This is a genomic window from Bacillus sp. FSL R5-0709 (genome assembly GCF_038004785.1).
GTDB classification, from domain to species: Bacteria; Bacillota; Bacilli; order Bacillales; family Bacillaceae_G; genus Bacillus_A; species Bacillus_A mycoides.
This window is the reverse complement of record NZ_JBBORT010000001.1, coordinates 4,023,503-4,039,360: the sequence shown is the minus strand read 5'-3', so window position 1 is coordinate 4,039,360 and position 15,858 is coordinate 4,023,503. Positions and strand designations below refer to the sequence as shown.

Here is a 15,858-nt window from a genome sequence, read left to right as displayed (position 1 = left end):
ACATAAAAAAGGACAGTTACTTCTTTTCAGAAGAACTGTCCTTTTTAAATAACTTGTTCCATAGCTTGGCGATACTCCATATAATCACGATTGTAATGGAGGCAATAATTGACCAAGTGATAGATGCAATTTCAAGTGCCATGTTAGGAAGGAATGTAAGAATGGATAATACTTTATGAAACAGCCATTCTATTATATGAAAACTTATTTGTAATAGAATGATAATCCCGAGTGTGATCCATGTTAAGATTTGTTTTCCTTTTTCTTTCCACATGACATTCACCTCACGTTAGCCTAATAATTTTAAGCCAACAGCGCCGCATAGAATGCAGCTTAAGAAGGCAAGGCGACGCCAATCCGCTGACTCGCGGAAAATAAGAATCCCGAGAAGTGCACTTCCGGCAGTTCCGATTCCAGTCCAAATTGCGTAAGCAGTTCCCATCGGTAATGTGTTCATTGCAAGAGATAAGAAGAAGAAGCTTACGCCAAAGTTAGCGATTAAAATAACTTTTGGTGCCCAGCCTTTCTTTTCAGTGGCTACTTTCATAAAGAGTACACCAACAATTTCACAAATACCAGCTAGAATTAAAAATACCCAAGCCATTTTATGCGGCCTCCTTCGCTTCTTTTTCTTCTGTTACTCGTTTTAAACCAATTACTCCGAAGAAGATTAAACCGATTAATAATACTTTTACGATAGAGAAAGGTTCTCCGAAGATGAAAATCTCTGTAAGAACGATTCCACCAGCTCCAATTCCTGTAAAGACTGCGTATACAGTGCCGACAGGTAAATCTTTATATGCTCTAAATAATAAGACGAAACTAATTGTAATTAATAGAGCAACACCAGCCCACTCAAGTGGTGCCTCCGCTTTTTTAAGTCCAATAACCCAAAAGATTTCAATAATACCAGCTATGATTACATAAATCCATGCCATATGTCATTTCTCCTTCCTACCAGTCGTTAGGTAAAGGGCTTAAAAACGACGCATTGCAAAGGAGCAATCCGTCAGTTTGAAAGGCCGCGCCAAAATACTTTCCAAGAAGCTTCTAAACGTGTCTCAAAACGATTTAAACCTGCGTATAGTAGTTCAACCATAAGGCCGTCAAGTAAGCATAAAAAAGCCTCCAAAGCGTCTTTTACTTCAATGTTATGCAGTTCATCTTGTTCGCTTGCTCTTTTAAACACAGGGAATAAAAGTTTTCCGACATTTTCAATGTGTACATTCGCTTTATCAATAATTTGTTCGCGAAATGCATCCGGCGGAAAATAAGAAGTTCGTAACCAAAACATTGATTCTTCACTTTCACCAAATCGTTTTGCATAGCCTTTTAACAAATTTAAGAGCAATTCTTCAGTAGACGATTTTGAAAAATTTTCGATATCGCCTGTGAAGCTTTGCAAATCTTTTTGAAGAGCGGATTCCAAGCATGTAAAATATAGCTCTTCTTTTCCTTTAAAGTGTGCGTAAATCGATGGTTTTTTAATCCCAACTTCTTGAGCAATATTTGCTAATGAAGTTCCTTCGTAGCCGTAGCGCGCGAAATGAGAAAGTGCTACAGCTTTAATGCGGTTTGCTGTCATTTTCATCCCCTACCTACCGTTCGTTAGGTTCATTATATGAGATAAAAAATATAAAGTCAATAGGTGAAGAACTGAAAAAAGAGTGCTATGGTTGGCACTCTTTTCTAGACTGTTTTTCGCTCAATTAAATGGAATGAAAGTTCTTCTGAGTTTCCAATAATGTGTTCGTTTTGTATCTGTTTATGAAATAAAGAAAAAGCACGTGATCCCATTGTGAGCCCGGGATGCTCAATAGTTGTAATTTCTAATGCTTTTGAAATTTCATGGTTATCAAATCCCAGGATAGCGAGGTCTTCAGGTATGCGAATGCCATGTTTTTTTGCCTCTGTTAATAAACCAGCAGCTACTTGATCGTTCGCTGTGAAAATAGCGGTTGGACGATTTTTCATGTTTAAAATACGATGAAGTATTTTTGCCCCGTCCTGCATCGTATAACATTGATGAAAAACCCAATCAGGGTGCACTGTTTTTCCTTCTTGACGAAGAGTATCGGCGAAAGCTTTTTCACGATCGATTGAATTAGCACTTGTTTTTCTTGCTAAACAAATGCCGATTTTTTCATGACCTTTACTGAGTAAATAGGAAGTACCAAGGCGGAATCCTTCGTAATGATCTACATAGACAGATGAAATGAGGGGATGTTTCATTTTTTCACATGAAATAATAGGGGCAAATTTTGCGAACGGTTCAATTTGTTCCCATGAACTCGTGCGAGAGCAAATAATCATCCCGTCAAATTGCTTCATTTTCATCATTTCAAGAACGCGAATTTCTTCAATACTATCGTAATTCGTTTGGCATAAATTAATATGATATCCAGCTGCTAACGCTTCGTTTCCGATTCCTTCAATGATCGTGCTAAAGTACGGAAGATTAATAAAAGGTAGCATAACGCCAATTGTATATGTTTTACCCTTTATTAAATGGATAGCATTTATATTTTTTGCATAGTTCAATTCTTCAACTGCATCTAAAACACGCTTACGTTTTTCCTCTTTTACGTAAGGATGATTATTAAGGACACGAGAAACAGTTGATATAGATACACCAGCAGTTTTTGCAATTTGTTTTATATTGGCCATATGTATCACCTCTTTCCTTAATTATAAGTGGAAAATGATAAGAATGAAAAAAATCTTGACCTGAAAAGCTTTTCACAATCTATGTTATAAGCATGACTTCTGTTGTTCGCGTAACCTTTTTATTTGGGCGTAAGAATAGTGGGGTCTTTTTTGTATGTCTGCAAAGAATTTTTGTCAGAATGTGTGAGAATAACGTGGAAAGTTTTCGGAGGAGGCGTTTGATAACGAAGCGAATAGTAGAGAGTATAAACGCTTCACTCGTTAAGAGAGCGGTATGAAAGGGCGGAAACAAATTGAAAAAAGGAATCATTTGTTTCGTGTTTTCTAGTGTAATACTTAGCTCATGTTCATTTCAGCAAACGATGCAAGAAGAAAAAACATTTGTAGGAACAACAGGAGGGGCTAAGGACCGTGTTACTGATCCGATTCCGCTAAAGGAACTTCCAAAATATTTTCCGGCGAAGTTTAAAGTTCCAACGTTTTTACCTTATGACATTACGAGTGATGTGCAGGGAGAGGTAAGAACGATGGGAAAGAAGAATGCTGTCTTAACGATTAAATATAAGCAACAAGAGAAAGGAAGGCACGATTATATAGAATTAACAGTGGCCAACTTTTCTTACAGTTTTCCATACCTCGTAGAAGAAAATCGATTTCAAGAACAAATGAAATTGAATAATGGAGCACCTGCTTATTTTAAAAATAAGGATGATTACGAGCGAGGGGACGAATTTGCTACGCTTATATGGAAAGAGAAGGGGATTGAATATCAGCTATTATATCGTAATGTAGATGAGAAAGATGAAGATGTGATTAAACAAAATCTACTGTACATTGCGAACAATATGGAATAAAAAACTAGCTGTATCGTGCAGCTAGTTTTTGTATGTTATTTCTTTTTAATTTTGCCTGACCAAGATTTAAATCCACCTTTTAATTGGTAGAAATCTGTGTAGCCTTGTTTTTTTAAGTATTGAGCTGCACGACCTGTACGGAATCCGCTTTGGCAATATAAATAAACCGGTTGATCTTGGCGAAGTTCTTTGTGGCGAAGGCGAATTTGTGATAATGGAATGTTACGCGCACCTAAAATATGTCCCGCGTTAAATTCATCTGCTTCGCGAATATCGATAAGCTGTGCTTTACGGTAGCCAGCGCGAAATTCTTCTTCTGAAAGTGTTTTAATTAATTTTTTCTGATAGAAATACATCCATACAGTGTAGCCGATGAATGCTGCAATTGCGGCTAGTATAATAATCAAGTTTGTTGACACGATTCTATCGCTCCCTTTTTTCTTATCCTACTTTCAATATTATAATGCCCATATGTATTTATGCAACAGATTCATTTGTATATAAGAAGAAATTTCGTATTCTTTCACAAATTTTGTCGAATTTGGTAGACTAGAGAATGTGAAAAATAATTGGTTATATGAGGTGCAGGATGGGAAAAGAAAAATGGTGTTATATTAACTCTGGTCAATGTTCACCAGCATTTAATATGGCGTTAGATGAATGTTTATTAAATTGGCAAAGTGAAAAGAAAATGCCACCAACAATTCGTTTTTACGAATGGGAAGTACCAACATTAACAGTCGGGTATTTCCAGCGTGTTGAAAAAGATATAAATATGGATGTAGTTAACGAAAAAAAATATGGATTCGTTCGTCGTCAAACAGGCGGCAGGGGTGTACTACATGATAAAGAATTAACGTACAGTGTTATTGTGTCTGAAGATCATCCGGATATGCCAAAAACAGTTACAGAAGCATACCGCGTTATTTCGCAAGGCTTATTAGACGGTTTTAAGGCATTAGGATTAGAAGCGTATTATGCAGTTCCGAAAACAGAAGAGGATCGTGAGAATTTAAAAAATCCGCGTTCAGGAGTATGTTTTGATGCACCATCTTGGTATGAAATTGTAGTTGAAGGAAGAAAAATCGCAGGTAGTGCTCAAACACGTCAAAAAGGTGTTATCTTACAGCACGGTTCTATTCCGTTAGAAATAGATTTAGATGAGTTATACGATCTATTTTTATTCCCGAATGAACGTGTAAAAGAGCGTATGAAAAACATGTTTTCTTCTAAAGCGGTAGCGATTAATGAGTTGACAGACCGTACATTTACGATTGAACAGTTAATTAAAGCGTTTGAAACTGGATTTGAAAAAGGTTTAGATATAGAGCTTGTGCCGTATGAACTAACAGAAGAACAGCTTCATGAAGTTCAAACTTTAGCAAAAGAGAAGTATGAAAGTAATGAATGGAATTATAAAAAATAAGGAGATGGCGACCGCCATCTCCTTATTTTTATAGTAAATTAAGTACTTTTTCTACTTTGATTCCTTTATCTTGTAAAGAACGAAGGCGATTTACAACGTCCATAATTTCTTTGTCGAATGTAACGCTAATACCTTGGCTTTGTAGCTCTTTTTTTAATCCTTCAATAGAATCATCTATGTCGATGCCAAGCTCGTAATCTTGACAAACTTCAATTGTCTTTTTCACAAGTTTAACATAATTTTCTTGTAGTTTTGTATTTGTTTCAGTCAAAGCAGGTTGCTTCGGTTTTGCAGGAGTAACCGGTGCTGTCTCTTGCTTTGTAACTGGAGTAGGTACTGCTTTTTTCACAGGTGCTGGAGTAGATAGTTCTACAGCTGCTTCAACACTTACTGACTTCGGCGTTGGTACCGGAGTAGGCTTAGGTGTTATAGCGGGTGTAACTGTTTTAGGAGCCTCTACAACTACTTCTTTGTTCGGAGTAGCTTCTACAACTGTTTCTTCTTGCTCAGCAGCTTCTTTATTTTCTTTGCTCCACATAACGCGTTCAATTTCTAGAGAAACATTGTTCTTATTCATCGCTGTTAATGTAACTTTACCAACTTCCGCGTTCCCAGTGAAATCAACAATTTTATAAATAACACTCTTGTTCCAATCCACGTTTCCGCTCAAAAATAATTCTTCGTTACATTTCGGCGTTAAGCCCTCGATTTTAATTTCTGCGTTTACACCGTTTTCACTGTATACCATAATTAGCGAAGCATTTACATCTTCGTCTGCTAACATTAGTTCACGTACCATTTTGCCGGTGCGTACTTGCGTTTTCTTCTTAACTGACATCTAATTTCTCCTCTCAAAAATTCAGTAATAATAAAAAAATCGTATAACGAAAAATAATTGCTCACGAAGATTTATGATACCGATAATAAAAGCATCACGTCAACAATTAACTTTAATTATTTTGCATTTTTCTTATTTTCTTTATGAAATTTTTCAATTTGTAAAATTAGACAGAAGAAAAACAGCCTTTTGAAAGGCTGTTAAAATTTAGATGTTTTATATAAAAATTTGTACAGAATATAAAAAGAAAGTGTAACAAGAGCACCTTGCCAAATAGACAAATTATAAAATAAGTATGGTTGTGTTTTAAAAAATACGTTTGAAAAAACTGATAAGATAAAAGGTATAAACACTGATAATAAGAGGAGTGCTTTTTGTTTCCAGGAAACCAGTATTGTAAAAGAAAAACGTCTAAATAACGAAAAAGTTATGAAAGCACCAATTGTTAAAACGATAGCAGATAATATTGTTCCAGGAATACTAAGTGGAATTCCTGAAGTGTTTGTATCTGTAAATAGTTTTTGCATAAGAGTAGTAAATGTATCGTATCCAATTTGAATAGCTAATAATAAACTAACTGCAAATCCAATAACGGTAGCTTGTTGGAAAGAATTTTGATGCTCTGAAGAGTTAATCAATTCGTCGCAGTAAGCTTTTAAATCTTCTCCGAAAATATCATGTGCATTTTTACCATCTTCTTGGGCTTCTAAAAGATGATCCAATATTTCTAAAAGCAATTCTTCCATTTGCTTTTGCGGAACGCTAGTAAAACGTAAATAAATAAGCATATCACCATAAGCAGCTTCGTTTTCAGGTGTTAATAACTTTCTTTTTTCATTGTTTAACTTAACCATTTCTTTTTCGGTCATAATATCTTCACTCCTTTTTAAAGGCTAAATATTCTTTTTTGAAGAAGATTTTGTATAGTGCATAGCAAGAGATGGCCAGTAAAGTGCCAATCCAAGGTGAGATTTGTAATGTAGTATAGGGCTGTTTAATAAATAAAAAGGAAATACCGATTAATAGTATCCATAGGCTATGGCGTATTAAAAAACTTCCTATATGCCTCCAAATAGTTGTTTGATTTTTAAATAAATCAGTGTTAATAAAATCGAAAACAAAACGTATCATAAGATGTACGGATAAGATAAATGCGAGCAGATAAATGAAATCAATGTGTACAAATTTAAAACGTGCTTCATTTGAAAATAAGGGAAATACCAATGCAATTACGGAAGAAATAGCAAAGTATATTGCTAACAGATAACTAGTTATAAATAAAGGAATCGATAATTGTTCCCGTAAACTTGGCTTCGGTAGAGCAGCAATTAGTTCGTCACAGTACGCCTGTAAGTCGTCGCCAAAAATATCATAAGCACTTTTTTCTTCTTGCTGGGCTTCAATAAGGTGATCTAGAATTTCAATTAGCAGTTCTTCCGCGTGGTACTCTGGCACTTTAGCTAAGCGGATGTATATTAACATGTCACTATAGGCGGTTTCATTTTCTGTAGTTAATAATTTACGCTTTTGGTTATTTAGTTCGATTAAATCTTTCGCCTTCATCCCTATCACTCTCCCTGTAATAAGTTGTTTACCGTCGTTGAAACCATTCCCCAGCTTTGTTTAAATTCTTCAAGTTGTTCTAATCCTTTATCGGTTACGTGATAATATTTTCGCTTTGGACCGAGTGAGGAGGCTTTTAATGTTCCTTCAATCAATTTTTCTTTTTGCATGCGTAACAATAACGGATAGATGCTTCCTTCACTTACGAATGTAAAGCCATATTTATTTAATTTTGTACTTAGTTCATATCCGTACACTTCTTCTTGTGAAATGATATATAGAATGCAACCTTCTAGTACACCTTTTAACATTTGGCTGTGCATGATTTCACCACCTTTTATCCAGGTAACTTGCGTTGCAAGGTAGCTGTTATCTAAATTATAACAGTCAGTAACTTGCAACGCAAGTTACTGAAGTGGAAAACTTTAATCTGTGTTAATTTTCATGTGCTTCCCATACTAACGAGAGGAGGGAAGCACATGAAACCATTTATGCCAAAACTCGTTTACTTTGAACCGAGGGCACTCGAATATCCGCTTGGAAAAGAGCTTTATGAGAAGTTTACGAAGATGGGATTAGAAATTCGTGAAACGACATCACACAATCAAATTAGAAATTTTCCAGGGGAAAATGAATTGCAAAAGTATCGTAATGCAAAAGCAACACTTGTCGTTGGGGTGAGGAAGACGTTAAAGTTCGATACATCAAAACCTTCAGCTGAATATGCAATTCCGCTTGCAACAGGGTGTATGGGACATTGTCATTATTGTTATTTGCAAACGACACTTGGGAGTAAACCTTACGTAAGGGTGTATGTGAATCTAGATGAAATCTTTGAGAAGGCAAAGCAATATATGGATGAAAGGGCCCCTGAAATAACAAGATTTGAAGCTGCGTGTACATCAGACATCGTTGGAATTGATCATTTGACACATGCATTAAAGCGGGCGATAGAGTTTATCGGAGAAAGTGAACATGGACGTTTACGTTTCGTTACGAAATATTCGCATGTTGATCATTTATTAGATGCAAAGCATAATGGGAAAACGCGTTTTCGATTTAGTATTAATTCACGTTATGTGATTAAAAATTTTGAACCAGGGACATCGCCATTTGAAGAGCGAATTGAGGCTGCTCGTAAAGTAGCGGGGGCTAATTATCCTCTTGGCTTTATTGTTGCGCCAATTTATATGCATGAAGGGTGGGAAGAAGGGTACCGTGAATTGTTTGAACGATTGTACAATGAGTTAAAAGACATGACGATACCAAATTTAACGTTCGAATTAATTCAACATCGTTTTACGAAACCAGCCAAAAAAGTCATTCAAGAACGTTATCCGAATACGAAACTTGAAATGGATGAAGAGAAGCGGAAATATAAATGGGGACGATACGGTATTGGGAAATATGTATATCAAAAGGATGATGCAGAAGTATTGGAAGAAACAATACGAGGTTATATATATGAGTATTTTCCCGATGCAGAAATTCAATATTTTACATAAGGGGAATCTGGATTCTTTTTTTGTTTTATATATTTAGGCTCGTTTCCACCTTGTCACGTTATTCTTTCTGGTGTATCATTTTATTGATTGCTTCGTACGGAATAAGCAAAATGAAATTGGATGGAGGAAACCGATGCCTACCCCTAGTATGGAAGATTATATTGAACAAATTTATTTGTTGATTGATGAAAAGGGTTATGCCCGTGTATCTGATATTGCTGAAGCGCTTAGTGTACATCCATCCTCTGTAACAAAAATGGTACAAAAATTAGACAAAGACGAATATCTAATTTATGAAAAATATAGAGGGCTTGTATTAACATCAAAAGGTAAAAAAATCGGAGAACGTCTCGTATATCGTCATGAATTGTTAGAACAGTTTATGCGCATTATCGGTGTGGATGAAAGCAAAATTTATAATGATGTAGAAGGAATTGAACATCATTTAAGTTGGGAATCAATTGACCGTATCGGTGATTTAGTACAATACTTTGAACAAGATGAAGTTCGAGTAGAAACACTTCGTGGTGTTCAAAAAGCAAATGAAGAGAAAAGTAATTAAGGGGAACGTGTGGCGTTTCCTTTTTTATTTCAATCGAAAAGGACGGGAGAATCATGAAAGCGATTATTTTTGATTTTGATGGATTAATTGTGGACACAGAAACAATATGGTTTCACTCTTTCAGAGATGCTGTTCGTGAATACGGCAGCGAGTTACCTTTAGAGGAATTTGCGAAATGTATTGGAACGACAGATGAAGTGCTTTATGCATATTTAAAAGAGCAATTAAAAGAAAAGTTTAATGAGCATACATTAAAGGAAAAAGTAACAACTTTACATAAAGAAAAAATGAAAATACCGAAAGCACGTGACGGGGTAAAAGAATATTTAGAAGAAGCGAAAGAACTTGGATTGAAAATCGCATTAGCCTCTAGTTCATCTAGGGAGTGGGTCGTTCGTTTTTTAGAAGAGCTACAAATTAGAGATTATTTTGAAGTGATTAAAACGCGAGAAGATGTAGAGAAGGTAAAACCAGATCCAGCTCTTTATAAAGTTGCGATAGAAGAATTAGGAATTGAACCATCAGAAGCTGTTGTATTTGAAGATTCATTAAATGGATTGAAAGCAGCGGTGGCAGCAGGATTAAAATGTGTCGTCGTACCTAATGATGTGACAAGAAATTTACAATTTGAAAACCATCACCTTCGTATCGAAAGTATGAAAGATAAAAGTTTGAAAGAAGTACTTCAACATATAAAGTGAAACTTTAATCAGTCGGGGCTTTTCTCATCCCCACTGATTATTTGCCCATACTAATTGAGATAAAAAAGACCGTATTTCCTAAAAGGAAGCACGGTCTTTCTTTTTGTTTTTTTTACCTTCAATGACAGTTAAATGAGATTGTTTTCTTTTTCTTTTCAACGATGGAGAATTACCCTTTTTCCCCTTGTCATCAGAAGCATTTCGTTTCAAGAAAGAATTACTTAGGGGTGCTACATTTTGTTTCCCGTGTTTGCGGTTCGATTGTTTCGCTGCACGCTTATATGAGCTTTGCGAATTTGCAGAACCACTAGAGTTTGTAAACATTTTGTAGAGTAAGTAAAAGATACCGACGACAGCTAACATGATACCAATGTTTTTCAATACTCCCATTGGATCTGTAATCACAGATGAAACAAGGCCGAATATTGCTAATCCGATAATAAGCACAAATATAGCGAATGTAAACGAACGACCGTTCATAAGGGACACCTCCTAAAAACATATATTAAAATTAGTATATTAACGATGAGGAAAGGAGTTGAACACCATTTTTAAATAATTATTGTTTGTTTTCTAAACGTAATAATTCTTCAAACGATGCGATTGCAACTTCCGCTTGATCATCTGTTGGTTCTTTCGTTGTTAATAGTTGCAGCCATAATCCTGGATATCCAAGTACTCGCAAAACAGGGACATCTCGTAATCGATTGGTAAATTGTAATACTTCAAAAGAAATGCCGAGAACAACTGGAATTAATAAAATTCTGTTTACTACCCTTGCCCAAAGTGGATCTGTAGGAACTAGGAAATAAACAAACATTCCAATAATGACTGTAAATATTATAAAGCTACTGCCACAGCGATAATGGAGGCGAGTTTGCTTTTGAACATTTTCTACAGTCAGTGGAAGGTTATTCTCGTAAGCATTGATTACTTTATGTTCCGCACCGTGGTACTGAAATACCCGCTTAATAAGTGGGGTTAAAGAAATGAAGTATATATAGCTCAATAATAGCATGAGCTTAATGACACTTTCGACAATGATTTGCCCTGTATGAGATGGGAAAATCGGTCTCGTTAATTCAGCTAAAAGTGCAGGAACTGCTGTGAAAATTACTTTACCGAATATGAACGATAAAACGCCAACTGCTGCAACTCCTAATACCATCGTTAATTTTGATTGTTCTTCTTTTTTATTTGCAAGTTGTTCATCTTCTTCTGGGTGGACATCAAATCGTTCTGAAGCAAAGTTTAAATGTTTCGCTCCATTCGCACTTGCATCCACAATAGCGGCAATACCTCGTAAAAATGGAATTTTCTTTAGTAGAGATAATGCTTTATTACGAACGCGTGGTAAACGATAAAATTCAATCGATTTATCTTTACGACGAACCGCTGTAACAGTATATTCTCTACCGCCAAACATAACTCCTTCTATGACTGCCTGCCCGCCATATATTTGTTTTGACTCTTCTGCCATGTTAACACCAACCTGTATTTGTTTCTCTCTTATGTAGAAAAAGAGGCAATTGTCATACTTGGTTTTGTCATCTTGAAATAAGACAATCACCGAGTTTCCTTTATTTTATCGACAAATACAGGCAGATGACAAGGGAAAATGTTACGAGAGTCGGACATTTCTTATTCTTTTTATAGACAAATTTTGCAGGATTTAAACATGCCTCAAAATAGTTTCGGGCATACTAGTGAGCGGAGGTGTCAATGTGAATCAAGAACAATCAACAATAAGAAACTTTGTACAAATTGGTTTATTTGGTGGCTTATTTTGGGGAGGTATATGGTATTTCCTTCATATATTCTCATTTACAGAAGCTGGACCTAACTATTTACTTTTACCGTTTGCATTTGGAGATTGGAAAGAAGGGGTTTGGGGAAATGTACTAGGTATCGTTTGTATGGGACTTCTTTCAATTTTAGTGGCATTTCTCTATAAAGCCCTTTTTAAAAAGTTTGAAGGAGTATTCCCTGGCGTACTATACGGTTTGTTTTGGTGGGCATTATTATTTTTGGGGATGGGGCTAATGGCACCTGTTATTAAAAGTGCACTCCATTTACCGAAAGAAACAATTGTAACGACAATATGTATCTTTATATTATATGGTGTTTTTATTTCGTATTCTGTAGCATTCGAATCGAATAATACAAATAGAGGAGAAGGGATCGAGAAGACAAACTATTCAAATAAGTGATTCCTATGTTAAAATGTCGTATAGACATTTTTTAATATTAAGGAGTTTTAAGAAAATGAAAAAGTTACTCCTCGTAAATGGTCCTAACCTAAATCGCCTTGGCGTTAGGGAAGTAAATGTATACGGAAAAGGAACGTTAGCGACGCTTGAAACAGATATGAAACACGAAGCAGAGAAAATGGGAGTGGAGTTAGAATGTTTCCAATCGAATCATGAAGGTGCTATTATCGATCGTCTTCATGAGGCTGAAGATATATATGAAGGGATCATTTTAAATCCTGGAGCATTTACGCATTATAGCTATGCGATTCGAGATGCAATTGCGAGCATTTCGATTCCTGTTATTGAAGTACATATTTCTAACATTCACCAGCGTGAATCGTTCCGTCACGAATCTGTGACGGCGGCTGTTTGTGCGGGACAAATTGTTGGATTTGGTTTTTATGGCTATAAGTTAGCGTTATTTGCATTAATGGAGAAATTGAGGGAGGCATAAAGTAATGGAAAAGATCGAGAGATTAAGAAGTGCGTTTGATGAGGCTGGTATTGACGGTATCGTATTAACGAATGAACATAGCCGTAGATATATGGCGAATTTCACAGGAACAGCTGGTGTTGTACTAATTTCAAAAGAGCGTGCTCTATTTATTACAGATTTCCGTTATGTAGAGCAAGCTAGTAAGCAAGCGGTTGGATACGAAATAGTGCAGCATGCAGGATTAATTCTTGATGAAGTTGCGAAACAAGTTAAAGAACTTGGAATTCAAAAGCTAGGATTTGAGCAAGATACTCTTACATATAGCTCTTACGTAACGCATAATGAAGCGATCGAAGCTGAATTCATCCCAACTTCTGGGCTTGTAGAAAAGTTACGCTTGATAAAGACTGATTCAGAGATTAAGATATTAAAGGAAGCTGCACAGATTGCAGATGCTGCCTTTGAGCATATTCTATCATTCATTCGCCCGGGAGTATCTGAAATTGAAGTGTCAAATGAACTTGAATTTTTCATGAGAAAACAAGGAGCAACATCTTCTTCGTTTGATATTATCGTTGCTTCAGGTCTTCGTTCGGCATTACCGCACGGCGTGGCATCTGAAAAAGTGATAGAAAAAGGAGATTTCGTTACATTAGACTTCGGCGCTTATTACAAAGGATATTGCTCTGATATTACTCGTACGATTGCAGTCGGTGAACCATCTGATAAATTAAAAGAAATTTATAATATTGTTTTAGAAGCACAACTACGTGGTGTGAACGGTATTAAAGCTGGTTTAACGGGTCGTGAGGCTGATGCATTAACGCGTGATTACATAACGGAAAAAGGATATGGTGAATACTTCGGACACTCTACTGGTCATGGAATCGGTCTTGAAATCCATGAAGCACCAGGTTTAGCGTTCCGTTCTGATACAGTACTTGAACCAGGTATGGCTGTAACAGTAGAACCAGGTATTTATATTCCAGGTGTTGGCGGGGTACGTATTGAAGATGATATCATTGTAACAAGTGAAGGTAATGAAGTAATAACGAAATCACCAAAAGAACTTATTATTTTGTAATACACAGGAGGATTTTTTTACATGATTTCAGTAAACGATTTTCGTACAGGTTTAACAATTTCAGTGGACAATGCCCTTTGGCAAGTAATGGATTTCCAACACGTAAAGCCAGGTAAAGGTGCTGCATTCGTTCGCTCTAAACTACGTAACCTTCGCACAGGATCTGTTCAAGAGAAAACATTCCGTGCAGGTGAAAAAGTAGAAAAAGCACACATCGAAAACCGTCGTATGCAATACTTATACGCGAGCGGTGAGTCTCACGTATTTATGGATAACGAAACTTATGAGCAAATCGAACTTGGTGAAAACCAAATCGAGCGCGAATTAAAATTCTTAAAAGAAAACATGGGAGTATCTATTATGACATACCAAGATGAAATACTTGGTGTTGAACTTCCGAACACAGTTGAATTAAAAGTTGCAGAAACAGAGCCTGGTATTAAAGGTGACACAGCTTCTAACGTAACAAAACCGGCTAAATTAGAAACTGGTCTTGTTGTACAAGTACCAATCTTCATTAACGAAGGCGAAATGCTTATCATCAACACTGGTGAAGGTAAATACGTTTCTCGTGCATAGTAGAAAAGCACTCGTGATTATCACGAGTGCTTTTTTTATAGGAAATAGGGCAGATAGTAAATTGCAGTTATAGCAAAACTAACTGTGACGAGTGAAAGGGTACCCATAATATATGGAGTCAAAACAATTTGAAACGGGCGTATTTCACCAGTTTCAATACCGGTAAAAGTTTTATTCGTTGCATGATCCATATTGTTATTTCTAAAGGTACTCATAATAATTAACCACGTAATTGCAAATATTGCTAGACTGCCAAGGAAAAAGCTCTCCATAAATGACCAGCCGACCATTTTTGAAAAAAGATAAATAATAGCTAATTCTACTACAATTATTAAACTAATTTTCAATCCTTTCATATTTTCCCCCCTCATTTTGTACTTCCAACCAATTTGAAAATTTTTCGCATGATACAACATGCAGTACGCAAGGTGATTTTACTTCTTTCTCCAAAGCAGCGTGTACGTCTGGAAATTGTTTTTCCACATGTAATGAAATGTAAGATAGTTTCTCTTGTGCTTTTAAAGAGCGAATGTTATTCGTTTTAGCACCGGCAAATACGTATGTAAGTTGCAAGTCTAAAAAAGCGATTTTAAAGATCTCTTTTTTCGCAGATTCGTTATATCCTCTTCCCCAATATTGATAGCCGAGCCAACTTCCAATATGTGAGTGCTTTTGTTCGTAATTAATATGTTTAAGTGTCGTGAGGCCAATTATTTCATTTTCCTCACTTACAATCACTCTTGATAAGGAGTGTTTTTTTCGTTCCTCTCCAATTGCAAAAAGAATGAACGCCTTTGTATCTTCCACTGATTCTACTTTTATCCCTAATGCATTTTTTACATGTGGATTGCTGGATAGCTCAAAAAGCACATTTGCATATCGTAAATCGAGTGGTAGTAAAGTAACTTGCTTCATCATCTATGCTCCTTTTCTATTAAATATACCATATATTAATGAGAATATTCAGTTTTATATAAAGTCGATAGAGAAAAATTATGTTTTTACTTCTGAAATAGACAACCTCTGCATATGGTTGTACAAATATATTCTTTTTCAGAATAAGGAAGTAGTAACTGTTATGGGAGAAGGTGGGAGAATGAAACAGTGGCTAGCGGCAATGGAAACATCCGTGCTTGTTATGGGGTTACTTCGGTTGTTTTCAGGAAGCGCGGAAATATTCGCCGCTCTGCTTATGCTTTACGTGAATGATGCGAAGAAAGCATTGTTTATAAATGGTATGTTGGCGTTTGTTGGACCGACCGTATTAATTTTAACAATGACAATTGGCATAGCGAGTGTAGCAAGTGAGATTTCTTTCTTGAAACTCTTTTTTCTAGCACTTGGAATTGGCTGCATTTTTATCGCGTTGTTGAAATAGTAAGTCGAGTATA

24 protein-coding genes are annotated in these 15,858 nt (G+C 36.0%); 10 read left to right on the top strand and 14 right to left on the bottom strand.

All coding sequences use genetic code 11. From position 1 onward, the window contains the following. Nucleotides 1-16: 16 nt before the first annotated feature. The 5 genes from MKX37_RS20625 to MKX37_RS20605 form a co-directional block, all read right to left on the bottom strand. Nucleotides 17-274, bottom strand: coding sequence for a DUF3975 family protein (locus MKX37_RS20625; RefSeq protein WP_078421748.1), 258 nt, complete (start codon nt 272-274; stop codon nt 17-19). A 15-nt stretch (nt 275-289) separates the two neighbouring features. Continuing rightward, nucleotides 290-604 carry a DMT family transporter gene (locus MKX37_RS20620; protein ID WP_002015033.1) on the bottom strand — a complete coding sequence of 105 codons (315 nt, stop codon included), beginning with the start codon at nt 602-604 and terminating at the stop codon, nt 290-292. Nucleotide 605: 1 nt separating this feature from the next. Beyond that, the gene (locus MKX37_RS20615) at nt 606-938 is read right to left on the bottom strand and encodes a DMT family transporter (RefSeq protein WP_000312339.1); all 333 of its coding nucleotides are present in this window, start codon (nt 936-938) and stop codon (nt 606-608) included. Between the two features lie 71 nt (nt 939-1,009). Continuing rightward, nucleotides 1,010-1,591: a TetR/AcrR family transcriptional regulator gene (locus MKX37_RS20610; protein ID WP_003191412.1), complete on the bottom strand. Its 582-nt coding sequence runs from the start codon at nt 1,589-1,591 to the stop codon at nt 1,010-1,012. A 98-nt stretch (nt 1,592-1,689) separates the two neighbouring features. Beyond that, nucleotides 1,690-2,667, bottom strand: coding sequence for a LacI family DNA-binding transcriptional regulator (locus MKX37_RS20605; RefSeq protein ID WP_002129066.1), 978 nt, complete (start codon nt 2,665-2,667; stop codon nt 1,690-1,692). 317 nt (nt 2,668-2,984) lie between these two features. On the opposite strand from MKX37_RS20605, the gene MKX37_RS20600 reads away from it, so the two are divergent. Next, entirely contained in the window at nt 2,985-3,521 is a 537-nt protein-coding gene (locus tag MKX37_RS20600; RefSeq protein ID WP_016100627.1) for a hypothetical protein, read from the top strand. A 35-nt stretch (nt 3,522-3,556) separates the two neighbouring features. Here MKX37_RS20600 and MKX37_RS20595 read toward each other — a convergent pair whose 3' ends face one another. Continuing rightward, nucleotides 3,557-3,940: a rhodanese-like domain-containing protein gene (locus tag MKX37_RS20595; RefSeq protein WP_002034000.1), complete on the bottom strand. Its 384-nt coding sequence runs from the start codon at nt 3,938-3,940 to the stop codon at nt 3,557-3,559. Nucleotides 3,941-4,110: 170 nt separating this feature from the next. On the opposite strand from MKX37_RS20595, the gene MKX37_RS20590 reads away from it, so the two are divergent. Further along, entirely contained in the window at nt 4,111-4,947 is an 837-nt protein-coding gene (locus tag MKX37_RS20590) for a lipoate--protein ligase family protein (RefSeq protein WP_016120796.1), read from the top strand. Between the two features lie 28 nt (nt 4,948-4,975). On the opposite strand, the gene MKX37_RS20585 is transcribed toward MKX37_RS20590, so the two are convergent. From MKX37_RS20585 to MKX37_RS20570, 4 genes are all read right to left on the bottom strand, one after another. Further along, nucleotides 4,976-5,785: a hypothetical protein gene (locus MKX37_RS20585; RefSeq protein ID WP_078421747.1), complete on the bottom strand. Its 810-nt coding sequence runs from the start codon at nt 5,783-5,785 to the stop codon at nt 4,976-4,978. A 200-nt stretch (nt 5,786-5,985) separates the two neighbouring features. Further along, nucleotides 5,986-6,654, bottom strand: a complete 669-nt coding sequence (locus MKX37_RS20580) for a DUF1048 domain-containing protein (RefSeq protein ID WP_002145779.1) — start codon at nt 6,652-6,654, stop codon at nt 5,986-5,988. Between the two features lie 7 nt (nt 6,655-6,661). Beyond that, the gene (locus tag MKX37_RS20575) at nt 6,662-7,348 is read right to left on the bottom strand and encodes a DUF1129 family protein (protein WP_016120794.1); all 687 of its coding nucleotides are present in this window, start codon (nt 7,346-7,348) and stop codon (nt 6,662-6,664) included. A gap of 5 nt (nt 7,349-7,353) precedes the next feature. Then, nucleotides 7,354-7,671, bottom strand: a complete 318-nt coding sequence (locus MKX37_RS20570) for a PadR family transcriptional regulator (protein WP_002111775.1) — start codon at nt 7,669-7,671, stop codon at nt 7,354-7,356. 156 nt (nt 7,672-7,827) lie between these two features. On the opposite strand from MKX37_RS20570, the gene splB reads away from it, so the two are divergent. From splB to MKX37_RS20555, 3 genes are all read left to right on the top strand, one after another. After that, nucleotides 7,828-8,853, top strand: coding sequence for a spore photoproduct lyase (gene splB / locus MKX37_RS20565; RefSeq protein WP_002067092.1), 1,026 nt, complete (start codon nt 7,828-7,830; stop codon nt 8,851-8,853). Nucleotides 8,854-8,986: 133 nt separating this feature from the next. Further along, the gene (gene mntR / locus MKX37_RS20560) at nt 8,987-9,415 is read left to right on the top strand and encodes a transcriptional regulator MntR (protein WP_001143080.1); all 429 of its coding nucleotides are present in this window, start codon (nt 8,987-8,989) and stop codon (nt 9,413-9,415) included. Between the two features lie 53 nt (nt 9,416-9,468). Next, on the top strand, nt 9,469-10,116 hold the full coding sequence (locus MKX37_RS20555; protein ID WP_050000317.1) for an HAD family hydrolase: 648 nt from the start codon (nt 9,469-9,471) through the stop codon (nt 10,114-10,116). 78 nt (nt 10,117-10,194) lie between these two features. On the opposite strand, the gene MKX37_RS20550 is transcribed toward MKX37_RS20555, so the two are convergent. Together MKX37_RS20550 and MKX37_RS20545 are read right to left on the bottom strand one after the other, a co-directional pair. Then, nucleotides 10,195-10,596, bottom strand: coding sequence for an SA1362 family protein (locus MKX37_RS20550; RefSeq protein ID WP_002129056.1), 402 nt, complete (start codon nt 10,594-10,596; stop codon nt 10,195-10,197). A 79-nt stretch (nt 10,597-10,675) separates the two neighbouring features. After that, a complete protein-coding gene (locus MKX37_RS20545) occupies nt 10,676-11,596 on the bottom strand; it encodes a DUF1385 domain-containing protein (protein WP_002015047.1) in 921 nt (306 codons plus the stop codon). Between the two features lie 244 nt (nt 11,597-11,840). On the opposite strand from MKX37_RS20545, the gene MKX37_RS20540 reads away from it, so the two are divergent. Genes MKX37_RS20540 through efp form a run of 4 tightly spaced genes read left to right on the top strand, consistent with a single transcriptional unit; the run spans nt 11,841 to nt 14,467 of the window. Further along, complete coding sequence (locus MKX37_RS20540; RefSeq protein WP_002192506.1) at nt 11,841-12,326, top strand: YqhR family membrane protein; 486 nt, start codon at nt 11,841-11,843, stop codon at nt 12,324-12,326. Between the two features lie 55 nt (nt 12,327-12,381). Continuing rightward, a complete protein-coding gene (aroQ, locus tag MKX37_RS20535) occupies nt 12,382-12,822 on the top strand; it encodes a type II 3-dehydroquinate dehydratase (protein ID WP_002015049.1) in 441 nt (146 codons plus the stop codon). Nucleotides 12,823-12,826: 4 nt separating this feature from the next. Continuing rightward, a complete protein-coding gene (gene pepQ / locus MKX37_RS20530) occupies nt 12,827-13,888 on the top strand; it encodes a Xaa-Pro dipeptidase (RefSeq protein ID WP_002015050.1) in 1,062 nt (353 codons plus the stop codon). A gap of 21 nt (nt 13,889-13,909) precedes the next feature. After that, entirely contained in the window at nt 13,910-14,467 is a 558-nt protein-coding gene (efp, locus tag MKX37_RS20525; RefSeq protein ID WP_002129052.1) for an elongation factor P, read from the top strand. Between the two features lie 35 nt (nt 14,468-14,502). On the opposite strand, the gene MKX37_RS20520 is transcribed toward efp, so the two are convergent. Continuing rightward, nucleotides 14,503-14,823, bottom strand: coding sequence for a hypothetical protein (locus MKX37_RS20520; protein ID WP_078421745.1), 321 nt, complete (start codon nt 14,821-14,823; stop codon nt 14,503-14,505). After that, nucleotides 14,804-15,385: a GNAT family N-acetyltransferase gene (locus MKX37_RS20515; RefSeq protein ID WP_002129049.1), complete on the bottom strand. Its 582-nt coding sequence runs from the start codon at nt 15,383-15,385 to the stop codon at nt 14,804-14,806. The genes MKX37_RS20520 and MKX37_RS20515 overlap by 20 nt, the downstream gene beginning before the upstream one ends. A gap of 178 nt (nt 15,386-15,563) precedes the next feature. Here MKX37_RS20515 and MKX37_RS20510 point away from each other — a divergent pair, with 178 nt between their 5' ends. After that, nucleotides 15,564-15,845 (top strand): YqhV family protein, encoded by a 282-nt coding sequence (locus tag MKX37_RS20510; protein WP_000816054.1) that lies wholly within the window; start codon nt 15,564-15,566, stop codon nt 15,843-15,845. The last annotated feature ends 13 nt before the right edge of the window (nt 15,846-15,858 follow it).

Bases quoted from the DNA above. Each gene is read 5' to 3' on its own strand.
- MKX37_RS20605 (WP_002129066.1), bottom strand. From the start codon at position 2,667: ATGGCCAATATAAAACAAATTGCAAAAACTGCTGGTGTATCTATATCA.
- MKX37_RS20590 (WP_016120796.1), top strand. From the start codon at position 4,111: ATGGGAAAAGAAAAATGGTGTTATATTAACTCTGGTCAATGTTCACCA.
- splB (WP_002067092.1), top strand. From the start codon at position 7,828: ATGAAACCATTTATGCCAAAACTCGTTTACTTTGAACCGAGGGCACTC.
- MKX37_RS20615 (WP_000312339.1), bottom strand. From the start codon at position 938: ATGGCATGGATTTATGTAATCATAGCTGGTATTATTGAAATCTTTTGG.
- MKX37_RS20580 (WP_002145779.1), bottom strand. From the start codon at position 6,654: ATGACCGAAAAAGAAATGGTTAAGTTAAACAATGAAAAAAGAAAGTTA.
- MKX37_RS20520 (WP_078421745.1), bottom strand. From the start codon at position 14,823: ATGAAAGGATTGAAAATTAGTTTAATAATTGTAGTAGAATTAGCTATT.
- mntR (WP_001143080.1), top strand. From the start codon at position 8,987: ATGCCTACCCCTAGTATGGAAGATTATATTGAACAAATTTATTTGTTG.
- MKX37_RS20625 (WP_078421748.1), bottom strand. From the start codon at position 274: ATGTGGAAAGAAAAAGGAAAACAAATCTTAACATGGATCACACTCGGG.
- MKX37_RS20610 (WP_003191412.1), bottom strand. From the start codon at position 1,591: ATGAAAATGACAGCAAACCGCATTAAAGCTGTAGCACTTTCTCATTTC.
- MKX37_RS20620 (WP_002015033.1), bottom strand. From the start codon at position 604: ATGGCTTGGGTATTTTTAATTCTAGCTGGTATTTGTGAAATTGTTGGT.
- MKX37_RS20515 (WP_002129049.1), bottom strand. From the start codon at position 15,385: ATGATGAAGCAAGTTACTTTACTACCACTCGATTTACGATATGCAAAT.
- MKX37_RS20585 (WP_078421747.1), bottom strand. From the start codon at position 5,785: ATGTCAGTTAAGAAGAAAACGCAAGTACGCACCGGCAAAATGGTACGT.
- aroQ (WP_002015049.1), top strand. From the start codon at position 12,382: ATGAAAAAGTTACTCCTCGTAAATGGTCCTAACCTAAATCGCCTTGGC.
- MKX37_RS20575 (WP_016120794.1), bottom strand. From the start codon at position 7,348: ATGAAGGCGAAAGATTTAATCGAACTAAATAACCAAAAGCGTAAATTA.
- MKX37_RS20550 (WP_002129056.1), bottom strand. From the start codon at position 10,596: ATGAACGGTCGTTCGTTTACATTCGCTATATTTGTGCTTATTATCGGA.
- pepQ (WP_002015050.1), top strand. From the start codon at position 12,827: ATGGAAAAGATCGAGAGATTAAGAAGTGCGTTTGATGAGGCTGGTATT.
- MKX37_RS20545 (WP_002015047.1), bottom strand. From the start codon at position 11,596: ATGGCAGAAGAGTCAAAACAAATATATGGCGGGCAGGCAGTCATAGAA.
- MKX37_RS20555 (WP_050000317.1), top strand. From the start codon at position 9,469: ATGAAAGCGATTATTTTTGATTTTGATGGATTAATTGTGGACACAGAA.
- MKX37_RS20510 (WP_000816054.1), top strand. From the start codon at position 15,564: ATGAAACAGTGGCTAGCGGCAATGGAAACATCCGTGCTTGTTATGGGG.
- efp (WP_002129052.1), top strand. From the start codon at position 13,910: ATGATTTCAGTAAACGATTTTCGTACAGGTTTAACAATTTCAGTGGAC.
- MKX37_RS20570 (WP_002111775.1), bottom strand. From the start codon at position 7,671: ATGCACAGCCAAATGTTAAAAGGTGTACTAGAAGGTTGCATTCTATAT.